Genomic DNA, 16,456 nt, shown 5'->3' with positions numbered 1-16,456 from the left:
GGCCGTTTCGAGACCTTTTTGCCACAAGAAGGACACCAACCGGCATAAGTCAGCAAGACGCATGGACGGCTGCGGGGCCCGGATGCGATTTGCCGCGCCCCGTCATCTCGGTGACAATACTGGCCCGGAGATCGCGTACGGGCGAAGCTTCGTACGCACAAGGTTCACGCGACGCACTGTCCTTTCCGGCGCGCTGCGCACCACAGGCAGAACGCCGTGATTCATTGCCACACTCTTGACGCCCCGCAGGCGAGGAGCTATTGCATGCCTTCCCGTTTTGACCTGGCCAACGCCATCCGTGCACTTTCCATGGACGCCGTTCAGAAGGCCAAGTCTGGCCACCCCGGCGCCCCCATGGGCATGGCCGACATCGCTGAAGTGCTCTGGAACGACCACCTCAAGCACAACCCGGCCAACCCGAACTGGGCCGACCGTGACCGCTTCGTGCTGTCCAACGGCCACGGCTCCATGCTGCTCTACTCCCTGCTGCACCTCACGGGCTACCAGCTGAGCCTTGAAGATCTGCAGAACTTCCGCCAACTGCATTCCAAGACCGCCGGTCACCCGGAATACGGTTATGCGCCGGGTATCGAGACCACCACCGGCCCGCTGGGCCAGGGGCTGGCCAATGCCGTGGGCATGGCGATCGCCGAGAAGACACTGGCGGCGCAGTTCAACCGTCCGGGCCACACCGTCGTCGACCACACCACCTGGTGCTTCCTGGGCGATGGCTGCCTGATGGAAGGCATCTCCCACGAGGTCGGCTCGCTGGCCGGCACCCTGGGTCTGGGCAAGCTGATCGCCCTGTATGACGACAACGGCATCTCCATCGATGGGGAAGTCGAAGGCTGGTTCACCGATGACACCGCCAAGCGCTTCGAAGCCTATGGCTGGCACGTCGTGGCCAACGTCGACGGCCACAAGCCGGAAGAGATCAACGCCGCCATCGCCCTGGCCAAGAGCCACGACGACAAGCCGAGCCTGATCATCTGCAAGACCGTCATCGGCTTCGGCTCCCCGAACAAGGAAGGCACCGAGTCCTGCCACGGCGCTCCGCTGGGTGACGACGAAGTCGCGGCGACCCGCGAGAAGCTGGGCTGGACCCACGCACCCTTCCACATCCCGGAAGACATCTATCAGGGCTGGGATGCCAGCGAGCGCGGCGCCAAGCTCGAGAGTGACTGGGATGCGCGCTTCGCCCGTTACGCCGACGCGCACCCGGAACTGGCCGCCGAGTTCACCCGTCGTCTGGAAGGCAAGCTGCCGCACGCCCTGAGCAGCGAGAAGATGATCGAGGACGCTCAGGCCGCCGGCGACAGCCCGGCGTCGCGCAAGGCCTCCTTCGAGTGCCTGAACCAGCTCGGCCCGCAGCTGCCGGAACTGCTCGGCGGCAGCGCCGACCTCGCCCCGTCCAACCTGACCTTCTGGAAGGGCGCCCAGGCGATCACCCGCGAAGACTTCAGCGGCAACTACCTGCACTACGGTGTGCGTGAGTTCGGCATGGGGGCGATCATGAACGGCGCCGGTCTGCACGGCGGCTTCATCCCGTACGGCGCGACCTTCCTGATCTTCATGGAGTACATGCGCAACGCCGTTCGCATGGCCGCCCTGATGGGTCAGCAGGCCGTCTACGTCTTCACCCACGACTCCATCGGTCTGGGCGAAGATGGCCCGACGCACCAGCCGATCGAGCAGCTGACCAGCCTGCGCACCACGCCGAACCTGTCCACCTGGCGTCCGGCGGATGCCGTGGAGACCGCAGCCGCCTGGGATGCGGCCATCAAGCGTCACTCCGGCCCGACCGCGCTGATCCTGTCGCGTCAGAACCTGCCGCACCAGAACCGCGACAAGGCCCAGCTGGCCAACATCAGCCGTGGCGGTTACGTGCTGAAGGACGCCGCCAACGGCCAGCCGGAACTGATCCTGATCGCCACCGGCTCCGAAGTCGGTCTGGCGATGGATGCCGCCGCCGAGCTGGAAGCCGCCGGTCGCGCCGTGCGTGTCGTGTCCATGCCGGCCACCGACCTGTTCGATGCCCAGGACGCGGAATACCGCGAATCCGTGCTGCCGTCCTCCGTCACCGCGCGCGTGGCGATCGAAGCCGGTCATCGTGACTACTGGTTCAAGTATGTCGGCCTGAACGGCGACATCATCGGCATGGAGACCTTCGGGGAATCCGCGCCGGCTGGCGACCTGTTCAAGCACTTCGGCTTCACGGTCGAGAACGTGGTCGAACGCGCCAACACGCTGCTGGGCTGATCACCGCCTGACTCACCCCGTCGATGACGGAGTGGGATGCAGATCGACGCCGCCGCCTCCCGCTGGGAGCGGCGGCGTTTTCGTCTGTGCGACACTCGAGAAGCCCTCCACCGTCACCGGCTGTCGCCTGTAGTCGACGCGCTCCATGTCAGTCACAGCTTGATGACACGATTCATCCTGCATGAACGGTCATTCTCCGGCGATCCAGCCCTCGACAGACAGCGTGGATGGCGACTACACAACCCCTCCAGTTGGGTAGTGTGACTACGTGTTCTTAGACGAAAAAAACCAGAAATCAGGCGCTTGCGCGCCTTTCGCTCCCTCCGCCCAGCAAAGCGATGCGCTACCATGGACCCCCTGAAAAACACCCGGAACGAGACCTCATTGAGCCATCAGTCCCCTCTGCCCACCTCCGACGCCTCCCAAGAGGCCAGCATGCGCCTTCGCCAGGGGAACGCCCCCTTGCGAGTGGCCATCAATGGCTACGGACGCATCGGTCAGTGTGTGCTGAGAGCACTGGTGGAACGTGAAGCACGTGGCGAGACGCTGCCACTGGAAGTGGTGGCGATCAACGAGCTGTCAGACCTGGACACCATCACCTATCTGACACGCTACGACACCACCCATGGCCGCTTCCCCGGCACGGTGGAGCAGCGCGACGGCCAGCTGGTCGTCAACGGCCATGCGATCAGCATCCTGTCCGAGGCCAATCCAGACTGCCTGCCCTGGCGGGCACTGGGGATTGACCTGGTCCTGGAGTGCTCCGGCAGCTTCAAGGACCGCGCCACCGCCGAGCGCCATCTGTCGGCAGGCGCGGGACGGCTGCTGTTCTCCCAGCCCGGCGATACCGACGCCGATGTCGATGCCACCATCGTGTGCGGCATCAACCAGTCGGTGCTGGCCCCCGCCGGGACAGGGCAGGACGCTGGCGGCATGCGCATCGTCTCGGCGGCGTCGTGTACGACCAATTGCCTGATCCCGATCCTCACGGTGCTGGAGCAGGCCTTCGGGCTGGAGCGTGGCGTCACCACCACGGTGCATTCGGCGATGAACGACCAGCCGGTGATCGACGCCTACCACCAGACGGACCTGCGCCTGACGCGCTCCGCGATGAGTTCGATCGTGCCGGTGGATACGGGGCTGGCCAAGGGCATCAACCGCCTGATGCCGCATCTGGAAGGACGCTTCGAGTGTCTGCACCTGCGTGTGCCGACCATCAACGTGTCCTGCATGGACATGTCCATCGAGGTGAAGCGCGACGTGAGCGCGGACGAGGTCAATGACCTGCTGCGCGAGGCCTGCGCACGACGCCTGCAGGGCCTGATGGGGTTGAGCGAGGAGCCGACGGCGTCCATCGACTTCAACCACGATCCGCGCTCGGGTATCGTGGATGCGACCCAGACCCGTGTTGCCGGCGGCCGGCTGATCAAGATGCTGTGCTGGTTCGACAACGAATGGGGCTTTGCCAATCGCATGCTGGACGTCGCCACCCATTGGCACGCCTGCGAGATGACAACGCCTCTGGCGACGGGAGCTCTCTCCACCGATTCACGACCAAGGAACCCGTCATGAACGTGCAAACGATGACCGCCCTCGACCTGTCAGGCAAACGCGTGCTGATCCGCGAAGATCTCAACGTGCCGGTTCGCAATGGTCAGGTGACCAGCGACGCGCGTATCCGCGCCAGCCTGCCGACCATCACGGCGGCCCGCGATGCGGGAGCGCGCGTCATGCTGATGAGCCATCTGGGCCGTCCCACCGAAGGGCAGCCGGAAGAGCAGTTCTCTCTGGCACCGGTCGCGGCACACCTGGGCGAGCTGCTGGGCAGCCCGGTGCGTCTGATCACCGACTATCTCGACACGGCACCGGACGTCGCCGAGGGCGAGGTCGTGCTGCTGGAAAACGTGCGCTTCAATGCCGGCGAGAAGAAGGACGATGAAGCGCTGTCTCGCGCCTACGCCGCCCTGTGCGACATCTACGTGATGGACGCCTTCGGCACTGCGCACCGCGCCCAGGCCTCCACCCATGGCGTGGCACGCTTCGCCCCGGACGCCTGCGCCGGCCCGCTGCTGGCCGCCGAGCTGGAAGCCCTCGAGAAGGCACTCGCCGCGCCGCGCGCGCCGATGGTCGCCATCGTCGGCGGCTCCAAGGTCTCCACCAAGCTGGACGTGCTCAAGGCGCTGTCCGACAAGTGCCATCAGCTGATCGTCGGTGGCGGCATCGCCAACACCTTCATCGCCGCCGCCGGTTACAACGTCGGCAAGTCGCTCTACGAGGCTGACCTGCTGGAGACCGCTCGCGCGCTGATGGACAAGGTCGAGATCCCGCTGCCCACCGACGTCGTCGTGGCCACCGAGTTCTCCGACAAGGCCGAGGCCATCGTGCGTGACGTTGCCGACGTGCGTGATGACGAGATGATTCTGGATATCGGCCCGGACACCGCCTCCCGCTTCGGGGCGCTGCTCAAGGATGCCGGCACCATTCTGTGGAACGGCCCGGTGGGCGTGTTCGAGATCGACCAGTTCGCCAACGGCACCGAGAAGCTGGCCATGGCCATCGCCGAGAGCGACGCCTTCTCCATCGCTGGCGGCGGGGACACCCTGGCGGCCATCGACAAATACGCTGTCGAGTCCCGCGTGTCCTACATTTCTACCGGTGGCGGTGCCTTCCTCGAGTACGTGGAAGGCAAGACGCTACCGGCCGTGGCGGCATTGGAAGCCGCTGCAAGCTGACCCGGGCTGCGCTCGAATGGCGCAGCGACAAGGTCCTCATCGACTGTCCCGGTACCCTGAGCCAGCCACATGCCCGGGGTACCCGGTAACTGGGTCACGGTAACAGGGCCATCCTCTGCCTGCGGCACAGGGTGGCCAGACGCTACTCCCTTTTCCATTCCCCAAGAAGACAGGTGATGTCATGGCATTGATCAGCATGCGCCAGATGTTGGACCACGCAGCCGAGTACGGATACGGCATTCCCGCGTTCAACGTCAACAACCTCGAGCAGATGCGCGCCATCATGGAAGCCGCCGACCACACCGACTCTCCGGTGATCGTCCAGGCCTCTGCAGGCGCTCGCAAATACGCCGGCGCGCCGTTCCTTCGCCACCTGATTCTGGCCGCGATCGAGGAATTCCCGCATATCCCGGTGGTCATGCACCAGGATCACGGCACCTCGCCAGCCGTCTGCCAGCGCTCCATCCAGCTGGGCTTCAGCTCGGTGATGATGGACGGTTCGCTGGGGGAAGATGGCAAGACCCCGACAAGCTACGAATACAACGTCGATGTGACCCGTCGCACCGTCGAGATGGCGCATGCCTGTGGCGTGTCCGTCGAAGGCGAACTGGGTTGCCTCGGCTCGCTGGAAACCGGCATGGCCGGTGAAGAAGATGGCATCGGTGCGGAAGGCAAGCTGGATCACGACCAGATGCTGACCGACCCGGAAGAGGCCGCCGACTTCGTCAAGAAGACCCACGTCGATGCCCTGGCCATCGCCATCGGCACCTCCCACGGCGCCTACAAGTTCACCAAGCCGCCGACGGGTGACACCCTGTCCATCCAGCGCATCAAGGAAATCCACGCCCGCATCCCCGAGACTCACCTGGTGATGCACGGCTCTTCCTCCGTGCCGCAGGACTGGCTGGAAATCATCAACGAATACGGTGGCAAGATTCCGGAAACCTACGGGGTTCCGGTCGACGAGATCGTCGAAGGCATCAAGCACGGCGTGCGCAAGATCAACGTCGATACCGATCTGCGCCTCGCCTCCACCGGCTCCATCCGTCGTTTCATGGCCCAGAACCCGTCTGAATTCGACCCGCGCAAGTACCTGAAGGAATCCGTGAAGGCGATGCGCGACATCTGCATCGCACGCTACGAAGCCTTCGGTGCTGCCGGCCACGGCAGCAAGATCGACCCGATCAACCTCGAAGCGATGTTCGAGCGTTACCACCGTGGCGAGCTGGACCCGAAGATCAACTGATCTGACGGCCATGCGCACGACGGCATGAACGAAAGGCGGCCCGCAGGGGCCGCCTTTTTTTGACGCATCAGGGTGCCGCTGCCGACGCGCACGGGTATCCTTTCCTCAGACACCGCCGACAACGCATCATTTTTCTGGTACCGCAGGAGACATCATGGCCTCGCTCAAGGATCAACTTTCCGGGCTTGTCTATTCCACTGAACACGGCGCCACCTGCCCCGAATGCCGCCGCGCCGAAGCCGACTGCGAGTGCGCGGACCTCGCCGAGCGCGAACGGCTCGACAGCCTCGATGGCGTGGTGCGTATCCGCCGCGAGACCAGCGGCCGCAAGGGCAAGGGCGTGACCACCGTGAGCGGGATTCCGCTGGCGGAGAAGGAACTCAAGGCGCTTGCCAAGACTCTCAAGCAGCGGTGTGGCACCGGCGGCAGCCTCAAGGACGGTATCGTGGAGATCCAGGGCGATCACCGCGAGACGCTCAAGACCGAGCTGACGCGACGCGGCTATACCGTCAAGCTGGCCGGCGGCTGAACCTGCACGCCCCGGCATCCGTCTCATCAGACATCTCGGTTGGCGGCGTATCGCCGACCGCACAAGGGACCTCCATGCTGAAACTCTCCATGCCTCATCCTTCCCGCTCTCTGGCCATCGGCGCACTGCTGCTCGGCACGCTGGGGCTGGCGGGCTGCATGACCGGCCCTGACTTCGCTCAGCTGGAGGCACGCGTGGTACCACAGCAGGCCTTCCAGGCACCGGGTGATGCGCTGCTGGAGGTCCGCCTGGTGGATATCTCCAGAGCCGATGCACCGGCCAACCTGATCGCCAGCACCCGCTTCGGCGGTCTGCGCCAGGGGCCTTTCCCGGTCAGCCTGCAATATGATCGCAATGCCATCGAGGATGGCCATCGCTATGCACTGCAGGCCGACGTGCGCAGTGACGGCAAGCTGTACTGGATCAATGACAGTGTGGTGCCGGTACTGGACACTACCCACAACGCAGCGCAGGGTGAGGTCGAGGTGCCGATCGTGCCGCTGCCACGTGCGCTGGGCCACTGAATACGCTCCCCTCTCCTGTAGATAGGACATCCCGATGGATTGGCTGGAATACCTGTTACCTGTCTTCTTTCTCACCCCGCTGGGCGCCATCGCGCTGGTGGTGCTGGGCATGCGCGGCCTGCATGAGCGCCGCATCCAGTCACCCCTGACCCGCCGCCAGCTGCGCGAGCCGGGCCAGAGCCTGCGAGACCGCCTCGATGACGCCTTCCAGTCATTGTTTCTCGATGGCGCACTGGGACCGCTCATCACACTGAGCCCGCTGATCTATGGCATGGGACGCATGGTGTTCGGCGAAGAGCAGAACTGGCTGGAGTGGGCGGGCTATGGACTGGCCTGCGCGCTGTTCGTGCTGATCTTCGCGCTGCGCCTCACCCGCCACTTCCAGCGCATCCGCAAGTTGAAGCTGGGGCTGGCCTGCGAGCTGTCCATCGGCCAGGAGCTGGATCAGCTCATTCGCCCGGAGCAGTTGAGCAGCGTGGTCTATCATGACGTCCCCGCCGACGGCTTCCATATCGACCATCTGGTGCTCACGCCGCTCGGTGCCTATGCCATCCGCACCAAGGCGCGCTCGCGTCCGCTGGATGCTCTGGGAGCGATCAAGAACGAGGTCAAGCTGGAGGATGGCCGTCTGTACTTCCCCGGCGGGCGCGAGCGCAAGCCGCTGCGCGAGACACGCGTCGCGCGTGACTGGACTGCCGCCTGGCTCAAGCGCGAGTGTGGTGTCGAGGTACCGGTACACGGCATTCTGGCGCTGCCGGGCTGGCAGATCATCCGGCGTGGTGAACAGCGCAAGGGCGACCCGGACGTCGTCAATGGCGAAGGGCTGGCCGAGTGGCTCAGCACCCATTGCATGACCCCGGAGGATGGCTGCCCGGCGCTGGATGAGGCACTCAAGCAGCGCATCAACGAGGCGATTCTGCTGCGGGTACAGGCCGAACGCATGGAAACGCCCTAGGCCAGCGACTGGCGGTCTCCCATCCGCCCGTCACAAGGACTTGCCAAGCGGGCCGGCGCGACGTTAAATACGCGCCGGTCCAGCCCTGGCTCCTTGATCGCGCCGTCGCAATGATGGCGCTTCTGGCGACATATCCCCCATGAAACTCATCACCTTCGACGCATTTCGCACCCTCGGTATCGCCGGCGTTCGCTACATCAAGCCGGAACGCATGCTGGATCACCTCGACGAGATCCGCGCCGCCGACATCCTGCTGTTTCCCGAATACTGGCAGATCACCACCCTGGTCTACGGCCTGGGAAAACGCATCTTCCCGAGCCTGCCCAGCTACGCCATCGGCCACGACAAGGTCGAGCAGACGCGCGTCTTTCAGGCCATCTGCCCGGACAATGTGCCGCCCACCGAGATTCGGGGTGCCAGCCGTCAGGCAATCGACGACATCGAGGCACGCTTCGGCTATCCGCTGATCGTCAAGGAAGTGAAGAGCTCCATGGGGGCCGGGGTGAAGCTGATCCAGTCACGTGGCGAGCTGGAAGCCCACGCAGCCGAGCACCCGGTGCTGTATGCCCAGCCGCGGCTGGATATCGATCGCGACCTGCGCATCGTGGTGGTCGGTGGCGAAGTCATCACTGCCTACTGGCGCGTCACGCCGCTGGGCGGCTATCGCTCCAATGTCAGTCAGGGCGGCGAGACGGCCTATGACAACATCCCGGCGCCCGCCATCGAGCTGGCGCTGCAGCTGGCCGAGGCGCTGAGTGTCGACCACGCCGGTTTCGATATCGCGATGGTCGATGGCCATCCGATGGTCTTCGAGTTCAATCGTCTGTTCGGCAACCAGGGCATTCAGGACAGTTCACGGCGTATCGGTGCCGCCATCAGTCGCTATCTGGCCCTCGACAATGACGACAAGGACCCGACGCCGCCGGTGCTGACACCGCGCCGCGCCCGCAGCGAGACACTGCAGGAAACCGCCTGAATCATCGCCCCTGAGACTCACCAGCCCGTCATCCAGACAGCAGAAAGCCGCCCCGAGGGGCGGCTTTCTGCTGTCGGCGGCCTGATCCTTCAGGCCGGCCGGATCACAGTCGGGAAGGACGGCTGTGCGGGTCGCCTTCGACATGATCCTTGGGCGTATCCTGCTGCGGCTTGCCCGCCGCAGGCACGTCCTCGTCCGGAATCTCCCAGGTGCCCTCTTCCGTCCAGGGGTCGTCTTCCGGGAATTCCTCGATATTGATCTCCTTGACCGTGTAATCCGGCTGGTAGCGCAGGTCATAGTGCGCGGCGCGCACGATGGAGATGCACAGCAGCAACGCCACCGCCAGCAACGGCACGCCACCGATGATCGAGGCCGTCTGCAGGGTTTCCAGCCCGCCGACGAACATCAGCACGATCGGCATGAACGACAGCGCGAAGGCCCAGAAGAGACGGTTCCAGCGCATCGGCTCCTCATCCACTTCCTTCTGGACCACGGCCGCCAGGATATAGGAGATGGAGTCGAAGGTGGTGGCCGTGAAGATCAGTGCCAGCAGCGTGAAGGCAAAGATCACCACATAGTCCAGCGGCAGGGTATGCAGCATGGCGAAGATGGCAGCGGTCGGGCTCTGCTCATTGAGTATGGTCACCACGTCCAGCTCACCTGACAGCTGCAGGTACAGGCCGTAGTTGCCCATCACCATGAAGAACAGGAAGCAGCCCATGGTGCCGAAGAACATCGAGCCCGCCACCATCGCGCGAATGGTGCGACCCCGCGAGATGCGCGCGATGAACAGCCCCACGCTGGGCGCGAACACCAGCCACCAGGCCCAGTAGAAGATGGTCCAGTCCTGCGGGAAGTGGGTGTTCTCGAAGCCCTTGAACTCGGCGAACGGCTCAAGCCAGGTCGCCATGTGGATCAGATTGCTCATCACGCGCCCCAGCGCGTCCAGACCGGTATTGGCCATGAACAGGGTCGGACCTGCGATGAAGATGAACAGCAGCAACCCGACCGCCAGCCAGAAGTTGATATCCGACAGCAGCTTGATGCCCTTCTTGAGCCCAACGTAGGCGCTGTAGCCGAACAGCGCGGTACACACCAGCAGCACGACGACCTGGGTCATCAGCGACTTGGGTACGCCGAACAGCTCATGCACCCCCTCGTTGATCATCGGAGCTGCCAGACCGAGCGTGGTCGCCCCGCCACCCAGCATGCCGAAGACGAAGCTGATGTCGACCAGCTTGCCCAGCCAGCCACGCGCCAGCTTTTCGCCGAGCACCGGCATCAGCGCCTCGGAAATCTTCAGGACACTGTGGTGACGCACGTAGTAGAAGTAGGCGATCGGCACGGCGGGAATCAGATAGATCGCCCACGCCAGCGGCCCCCAGTGGAAGATACCGTAGGCGGCGGCCCATTCCGCGGCCTCCGGTGTCTGGCCTTCCACATGGAACGGCGGCGACTGGTAGTAGTAGACCCACTCGATCATCGACCAGTAGAGGATGGAGGCCCCGATACCGGCGCAGAACAGCATGGCCGCCCACGACACGATCGAGAACTCGGGCTTCTCTTCGGCGTCGCCCAGCTTGATCTGCCCGATATCACTGAAGATGATGTAGATCATGAAGCCACCGGCTCCGACACCCAGCATCAGGTAGAGCACACCCAGCTTGCTGGTGACGAAATTCTTGGCCGCCGATACCCACATCGCACCCTGCTCGGGGAAGATGACCAATGGCAACGTCACTGCCAGCAGCAGAAAGATCGAGCCGAAGAAGGTCGGCTTGTCGATCATGTCGAAGGCCTTCTCTGGCTTGTTCTCCGCGTTGGCAGCGGTTCCTCCGGGGGTTTTCTTGCTCATAAATAAGCCTCATTTATCGTTATTGCCCTGCATGATAATAGCTTATCATGAATGAAAAGTGACCTGCGCGTTCACACTTCGTACAAAGCTAGTACAACAACTCGATAGGCTACGTAAAGAAAATTTACCGCTTGTCAGCGCAAGGACGTCACGCGAGACAGCAGCCGGCCAGGATGACGTCAACGGAGACATCGAGGAAAAGAGGGACGGAGGGAAAGCGGGAAAGGAGTTGCCGGAACAGATGGGCCGCGTGACCGGCAGGAGGCCGGCAAGGCAACGCGGAAATGACACGGCAGACCACGACTGCCCGGCACGGCTTGCCGGACAGTCGTCATGCTCGAGCGGATGGCTCAGTCGCCGCGCAGGCGGCCACCCATCTCCTGAGCGAGGTCCACGGCGAAGTGATCGGTCATGCCGCCGATGAAATCGAGCATGCGCCGGTAACTGCGGTAGAGATCCCAGTCACGCGTCGGGGTGTTCTCGCCGATCAGCGCCAGCACGCGCTGATGCTTGAAGCTGGAGCGCCCCGTGGTGTGCAGCTCATGGGCAGCCCCGATGAAGGCTTCAAGCAGGATGCCCAGCGTGGTGTAGGCGCCGATTTCCAGCTTGGCCTTGCGCTCGTTGCGAAAGATCTTCTGGCGCGCCAGATTCTTGGCTTCCCGCACGCCCCAGCCGAGATCGGGATGACACAGATCCAGCAGGTCCTCACTGAGGGTGCCCGCCAGCAATTCCGCCTCATGCTGCACGAAGGCCTGGGCCACGTCATTGACCGCCCGCTCCATCGCCGCGCCCCTGAGGGCCGCCACCTTGCGCCGCTGTGACGTGCCACGCGCGACCATGTCGTCATACTCCCGCGGCGCGCCACCACTGATGCCGGTCAGAATCTCGTAGACCTCCTCGAACTGCAGTATGCCCATCTCGAGGCCATCCTCGAGATCGAGCAGCGCATAGCAGATGTCATCGGCGGCCTCGACCAGCCATGCCAACGGGTGGCGACACCAGCGGCCATCGTCACGCGCCAGCAGCCCGCAGCGCTCGGCCACCTGATCCAGCAGTTCACGCTCACTCTGGTAGCAACCGAACTTGCCGCCTGCCGTGGCGTGCTTCACCGTCCAGGGATACTTGAGCAGGGTGCCCAACGTCGCCGCCGTCAGGCGCATGCCGCCATGAAACTGGTTGTATTCGATCTGGGTGACGATACGAAAGCCCTGAGCGTTGCCTTCATAGGTGAGCAGGTCTTCGCGCTCGGCCTCGCTCAGGCCTGACAGACGCCCGTGGTCACTGGCGGCCTCTGCGGCAAACCAGTCACGGATGGCATATTCTCCGGCATGCCCGAAGGGTGGGTTGCCGATGTCGTGTCCCAGACAGCCGGTCTGGACGATGACGCCGAGGTCGGCGGGCGTGACCCACTCGGGCAGATGGTCCTTCAACTTCTCGCCGACCATCATGCCCAGCGAACGCCCGACGCAGCCGACCTCCAGGGAGTGGGTCAGACGCGTGTGGATGTGGTCGTTGTCGGTCAGCGGGTGCACCTGGGTCTTGCGACCCAGCCGTCGGAAGGAGCCCGCGAACACGATCCGGTCGTGATCCTTGTGAAAGGGCGTACGGCCCATCTCACGCGATACGGTGCCCGGTGCGTCATGCAGGCGACTCGGCTCCAGCAGTCGTTCCCAGTTCATTGATGACATCAGGCAACTCCTTGGCAGGCGCCCGAGAAACGACGCCGGCGAGCAGACAACGGTGAATGACGGGCAGAAAAAAAGAGAACAGGGATTGTGGCACCCTGTTCTCTTTCTCTCCAGACCGCTGGGCGGTTCTCCTGTCCGCCCAGACGGTTTCTCTACCCGCTCAGGCGGTTCATCACCCGCTCAGTCTGAGAAGGGTGCTCGACACTGCCTGGCGCCGGGGCGGCTCAATCCTCGGCCAGTGCCGGCAACAGCACCTTGAGCTTGCGCGTCAGCGTGTTGCGTCCCCAGCCCAGCAACTCGGCGGCTTCGCCCTTGCGACCGCCGGTATGCTTGAGCGCCGTCTCGATCAGGATGCGCTCGAAGTCGGGCACCGCCTCTTCCAGCAGATGGGTATGGCCGGCGGCGAGCGCGCGGTCCGCCCACTCACGGAAGGCACCACGCCAGTCCCCGGACGCGGCCTCGGTGCCACTGACGTCACGCAGTTCCGGCGGCAGATCCTCGACCATCACCTCGCGGCCCGAGGCCATCACCGTCAGCCAGCGACAGGTGTTCTCCAGCTGGCGCACGTTGCCCGGCCAGTCGAAGCGCGTGAGGTGCTTCTCGGCCGCCTCGGTGAGCACCTTGGGGTCCGTGGCCAGCTCGCGTGCGGCTTCGGCGAGGAAGTGCTGCATCAGGCGCGGGATGTCCTCACGGCGCTCTGACAGCCGCGGCAGGTGGACGCGGATCACGTTGAGGCGGTGGAAGAGATCCTCGCGGAAACGACCATCCTCCACCAACGCCTCCAGGTGCTGGTGGGTCGCGGCGATGATACGCACATCCACCTTGACCGGCGTGATGCCCCCCACGCGGTAGAACTCGCCATCCGCCAGCACCCGCAACAGGCGTGTCTGGGTTTCCGCCGGCATGTCGCCGATCTCGTCCAGGAACAGGGTGCCACCATCGGCCTGCTCGAAGCGTCCGCGACGCAGAGCGGTGGCACCGGTGAAGGCGCCCTTCTCGTGGCCGAAGAGCTCTGACTCCATCAGGTCCTTGGGGATCGCCGCCATGTTCAACGCGATGAACGGCTTGGCCTTGCGGGGCGAATGCTGATGCAGCGCCTGGGCGACACGCTCCTTGCCGGTCCCGGATTCGCCGTTGATCAGTACGGTGATGTGCGACTGGGACAGGCGACCGATGGCTCGAAAGACCTCCTGCATCGCTGGCGCTTCCCCGATGATCTCCTTGGTCAATCCTTCCGGCACCACCGCGGGGGCCTTGGATTCCCGCGCGTGCGCCACAGCGCGCCGCACCAGCGCCAGCGCCTCATCGACATCGAAGGGCTTGGGCAGATACTCGAAGGCACCGCCCTGATAGGAGGCCACGGCACTGTCGAGGTCGGAATGGGCCGTCATCACGATCACCGGCAGGTCCGGATAACGCTCGCGGACTCGTGCCATCAGATCGAGGCCATCGATACCGGGCATGCGGATGTCGGTGATCAGCACATCCGGGCACTGGCGCATGATGCTGGCTTCTGCCTGATCCGGGCGCTCGAAGCTTTCCACCTCGAGGTCAGGCTGGGCCAGAGCGCGCTCCAGTACCCAGCGGATGGCGCGGTCATCATCGACGATACAGACGCGTGCAGTCTCGCTCATGAGGGATCTCCAGAAGTGCCGGCAAGCGGGATTAATAATCGGAATTCGGTATGGCCGGGGCGCGAGTCACACTCGATCAACCCCTGATGCTGGTGCAGGATGCCCTGGGCGATGGAAAGCCCGAGCCCTGAGCCTTCGGCGCGCCCCGAGACCATCGGGTAGAACAGCGTCTCGCGCAGCGCCTCGGGAATGCCCGGGCCGTTGTCGCTGATCGCCAGCTCGCAGACCAGACGATGGCGCTCATGACCCAGCGTGAACTGCCGCCGGGCCCGCGTGCGCAGGGTGATCTCCCAGGGCGCCTCATTGCCATCGGCTGATTCGGGCTGCGGCTGCTCGTTGAGGGCCTGGGTCGCGTTGCGCGCGATGTTGAGCACCGCCTGGATCAACTGGCCTTCATCGCCGATGACTTCAGGAAGGCTCGGGTCATAGTCGGCCGTCAGCTTGATGTGATGCCCTTCCGCCGCCAGCAGGGAGCGCACCCGCTCGGTCACCGAGTGGATATTGACCGGCGACTGCAGCGGTGGCCGATTCGGCCCCAGCATGCGATCGACCAGATCGCGCAGGCGATCCACCTCCTCGATGATGATGCGCGTGAACTCCACCATCTGCGGTTCCGGCAGATCGCGCTCCAGCAACTGGGCCGCGCCCCGGATACCGCCAAGCGGGTTCTTCACTTCATGCGCCAGCCCGCGTGTCAGCACCTTGACGGCTTCCTGCCGAGCGATCAGCGCCTCCTCGCGGGAGATCTGCATCAGACGATCACGCGGCTCGATTTCCACCAGCAGCTCATTGGCGCTGACCGGGGTCGCGGTGAAGTCCACCGTCAGCGGCTCGTTGGCCGCATTGACGATCTCGGCCTCACGCTGGGTGTAGGGATGCTGTTCTTCCAGCGCCTTGCGCAGCACCTTGATGGGCTCTTCATCCAGCCCGGTCAGATGTTCAGGGGAGCTGCCCTTGACGCGCACCAGGCTGACCGCCAATAGCGTCTCGGCCGCCGGGTTCAGCCATACCACGCGCAGCTGTGCATCCAGCACCACCACGGCAGTATTCAGGTGTTCGAGCAGTCGTTGATGCATGCCTTTATCCGCCATTCGCAGTACGTCTCCCTGTTCTGCAATAACCGCGCCAGTCTGGTGCAAATGCCGCGTGCATGGCACCCGCGCCGATGCACCTCTTTCGGGCGTCGATTTGAAGCACCATTATGGTGCACCAAAGGATCGCACTGCCAACCCGATGAAGCAGACCTGCTCATCACCGGGCGTGCTGCTGCATCGCGGGCGATACCGTTGCCAGACCTGGCGACAAAAAAGGCCACCCGAAGGTGGCCTGATGACCTGGCGCGCGAGTCACGTGTCGTTCGCAAGCCAGAAGGACTGTCACCCCCGTCTCTCAGCCACCCCCGGCATTGGCCGGGTTGTTGGGATTGCGCGGGAGATTGACGCTGGCGCGTTGCACGTAGACCACTCGGGGCTCGGTGGTCTGGCGCACTCGTCCGGAGGCATCCAGCAGCTCCGCCTGGATGACGTGCTTGCCACGCTCGAGCCCCGGCACCATGAAGACACTGCTGTTCATGGCCGATTGCGACGGCGCGCCATCCACGGTCACGCGTACCTTGTGCTCGGGACGCAGCTGCGGCTCGATGGCCAGGCGCACCGCCAGGTTGCCGGCCTGCCCCGTGGGCAGCGTCTCTTCATTGCTCGGGCTCTGGATGAAGAAGCGGGTATAGCCACGGAAGCTGACATCCACGGCAGGCGCGGAGGGTCGGCTACGGGAAGCGGTCTCGGACGGGGAAGATGACACGCCACGCGAAGCAGGCGCGCGCGAGGGAGCAGACTCGGTGGAAGGCACCACACTCAGCGGCGTCAGCTTGACCTTGCTGCCACCCGCCGGCTGATCACTGAACACCACGTTGCCGTTGGCATCCACGTGCCGGTAGACCTGAGCCGCCTCGAGCTCCGCCGAGACGCTGCCCAGGGCCAGCACCGCTGACAGGCAGAGACCGAGCGTCGTCATGCCGGACAGGCGAGCCATCCGCCGCATTCCCTTGACCGGCAAGGA

At 64.3% G+C, this 16,456-nt stretch carries 13 protein-coding genes; 8 read left to right on the top strand and 5 right to left on the bottom strand.

What is annotated here, in order from left to right; translation table 11 throughout:
- The first annotated feature begins 264 nt into the window (after window positions 1–264).
- The 8 genes from tkt to PJK54_RS10600 all read left to right on the top strand — a co-directional run bounded on the left by tkt (window position 265) and on the right by PJK54_RS10600 (window position 9,221).
- On the top strand, window positions 265–2,259 hold the full coding sequence (gene tkt / locus PJK54_RS10635) for a transketolase (protein WP_077379937.1): 1,995 nt from the start codon (window positions 265–267) through the stop codon (window positions 2,257–2,259).
- A gap of 435 nt (window positions 2,260–2,694) precedes the next feature.
- Window positions 2,695–3,831 (top strand): type I glyceraldehyde-3-phosphate dehydrogenase, encoded by a 1,137-nt coding sequence (locus tag PJK54_RS10630; RefSeq protein WP_271302776.1) that lies wholly within the window; start codon window positions 2,695–2,697, stop codon window positions 3,829–3,831.
- Window positions 3,828–4,991, top strand: a complete 1,164-nt coding sequence (locus PJK54_RS10625) for a phosphoglycerate kinase (RefSeq protein ID WP_084207733.1) — start codon at window positions 3,828–3,830, stop codon at window positions 4,989–4,991. The genes PJK54_RS10630 and PJK54_RS10625 overlap by 4 nt, the downstream gene beginning before the upstream one ends.
- A gap of 181 nt (window positions 4,992–5,172) precedes the next feature.
- Window positions 5,173–6,237: a class II fructose-bisphosphate aldolase gene (gene fba, locus PJK54_RS10620; RefSeq protein WP_077379931.1), complete on the top strand. Its 1,065-nt coding sequence runs from the start codon at window positions 5,173–5,175 to the stop codon at window positions 6,235–6,237.
- Between the two features lie 154 nt (window positions 6,238–6,391).
- A complete protein-coding gene (locus PJK54_RS10615; protein ID WP_084207732.1) occupies window positions 6,392–6,766 on the top strand; it encodes a translation initiation factor Sui1 in 375 nt (124 codons plus the stop codon).
- A gap of 74 nt (window positions 6,767–6,840) precedes the next feature.
- Complete coding sequence (locus PJK54_RS10610) at window positions 6,841–7,290, top strand: YbaY family lipoprotein (protein WP_136939537.1); 450 nt, start codon at window positions 6,841–6,843, stop codon at window positions 7,288–7,290.
- 34 nt (window positions 7,291–7,324) lie between these two features.
- The gene (locus PJK54_RS10605) at window positions 7,325–8,245 is read left to right on the top strand and encodes a nuclease-related domain-containing protein (protein WP_271302775.1); all 921 of its coding nucleotides are present in this window, start codon (window positions 7,325–7,327) and stop codon (window positions 8,243–8,245) included.
- 139 nt (window positions 8,246–8,384) lie between these two features.
- Window positions 8,385–9,221 (top strand): ATP-grasp domain-containing protein, encoded by an 837-nt coding sequence (locus tag PJK54_RS10600; protein ID WP_077379923.1) that lies wholly within the window; start codon window positions 8,385–8,387, stop codon window positions 9,219–9,221.
- A 103-nt stretch (window positions 9,222–9,324) separates the two neighbouring features.
- Here the strand turns inward: PJK54_RS10600 and PJK54_RS10595 are convergent, their stop codons facing one another.
- The 5 genes from PJK54_RS10595 to PJK54_RS10575 form a co-directional block, all read right to left on the bottom strand.
- Window positions 9,325–11,076 carry a BCCT family transporter gene (locus PJK54_RS10595; protein ID WP_077379921.1) on the bottom strand — a complete coding sequence of 584 codons (1,752 nt, stop codon included), beginning with the start codon at window positions 11,074–11,076 and terminating at the stop codon, window positions 9,325–9,327.
- Between the two features lie 350 nt (window positions 11,077–11,426).
- The gene (locus tag PJK54_RS10590; RefSeq protein WP_084207729.1) at window positions 11,427–12,764 is read right to left on the bottom strand and encodes a deoxyguanosinetriphosphate triphosphohydrolase; all 1,338 of its coding nucleotides are present in this window, start codon (window positions 12,762–12,764) and stop codon (window positions 11,427–11,429) included.
- Window positions 12,765–12,988: 224 nt separating this feature from the next.
- Window positions 12,989–14,398 (bottom strand): nitrogen regulation protein NR(I), encoded by a 1,410-nt coding sequence (gene ntrC, locus PJK54_RS10585; protein WP_077379917.1) that lies wholly within the window; start codon window positions 14,396–14,398, stop codon window positions 12,989–12,991.
- Complete coding sequence (gene glnL, locus PJK54_RS10580; protein ID WP_077380022.1) at window positions 14,395–15,474, bottom strand: nitrogen regulation protein NR(II); 1,080 nt, start codon at window positions 15,472–15,474, stop codon at window positions 14,395–14,397. Before glnL ends, ntrC begins: the two co-directional genes overlap by 4 nt.
- Before the next feature lie 313 nt (window positions 15,475–15,787).
- Window positions 15,788–16,429, bottom strand: coding sequence for a DUF4124 domain-containing protein (locus PJK54_RS10575; protein ID WP_240499632.1), 642 nt, complete (start codon window positions 16,427–16,429; stop codon window positions 15,788–15,790).
- Window positions 16,430–16,456 lie beyond the last annotated feature (27 nt).

This window comes from Cobetia sp. MMG027, assembly GCF_027947415.1.
In the GTDB taxonomy this organism is placed as follows: Bacteria; Pseudomonadota; Gammaproteobacteria; order Pseudomonadales; family Halomonadaceae; genus Cobetia; species Cobetia marina.
This window is presented reverse-complemented; position numbering and strand designations above follow the sequence as displayed.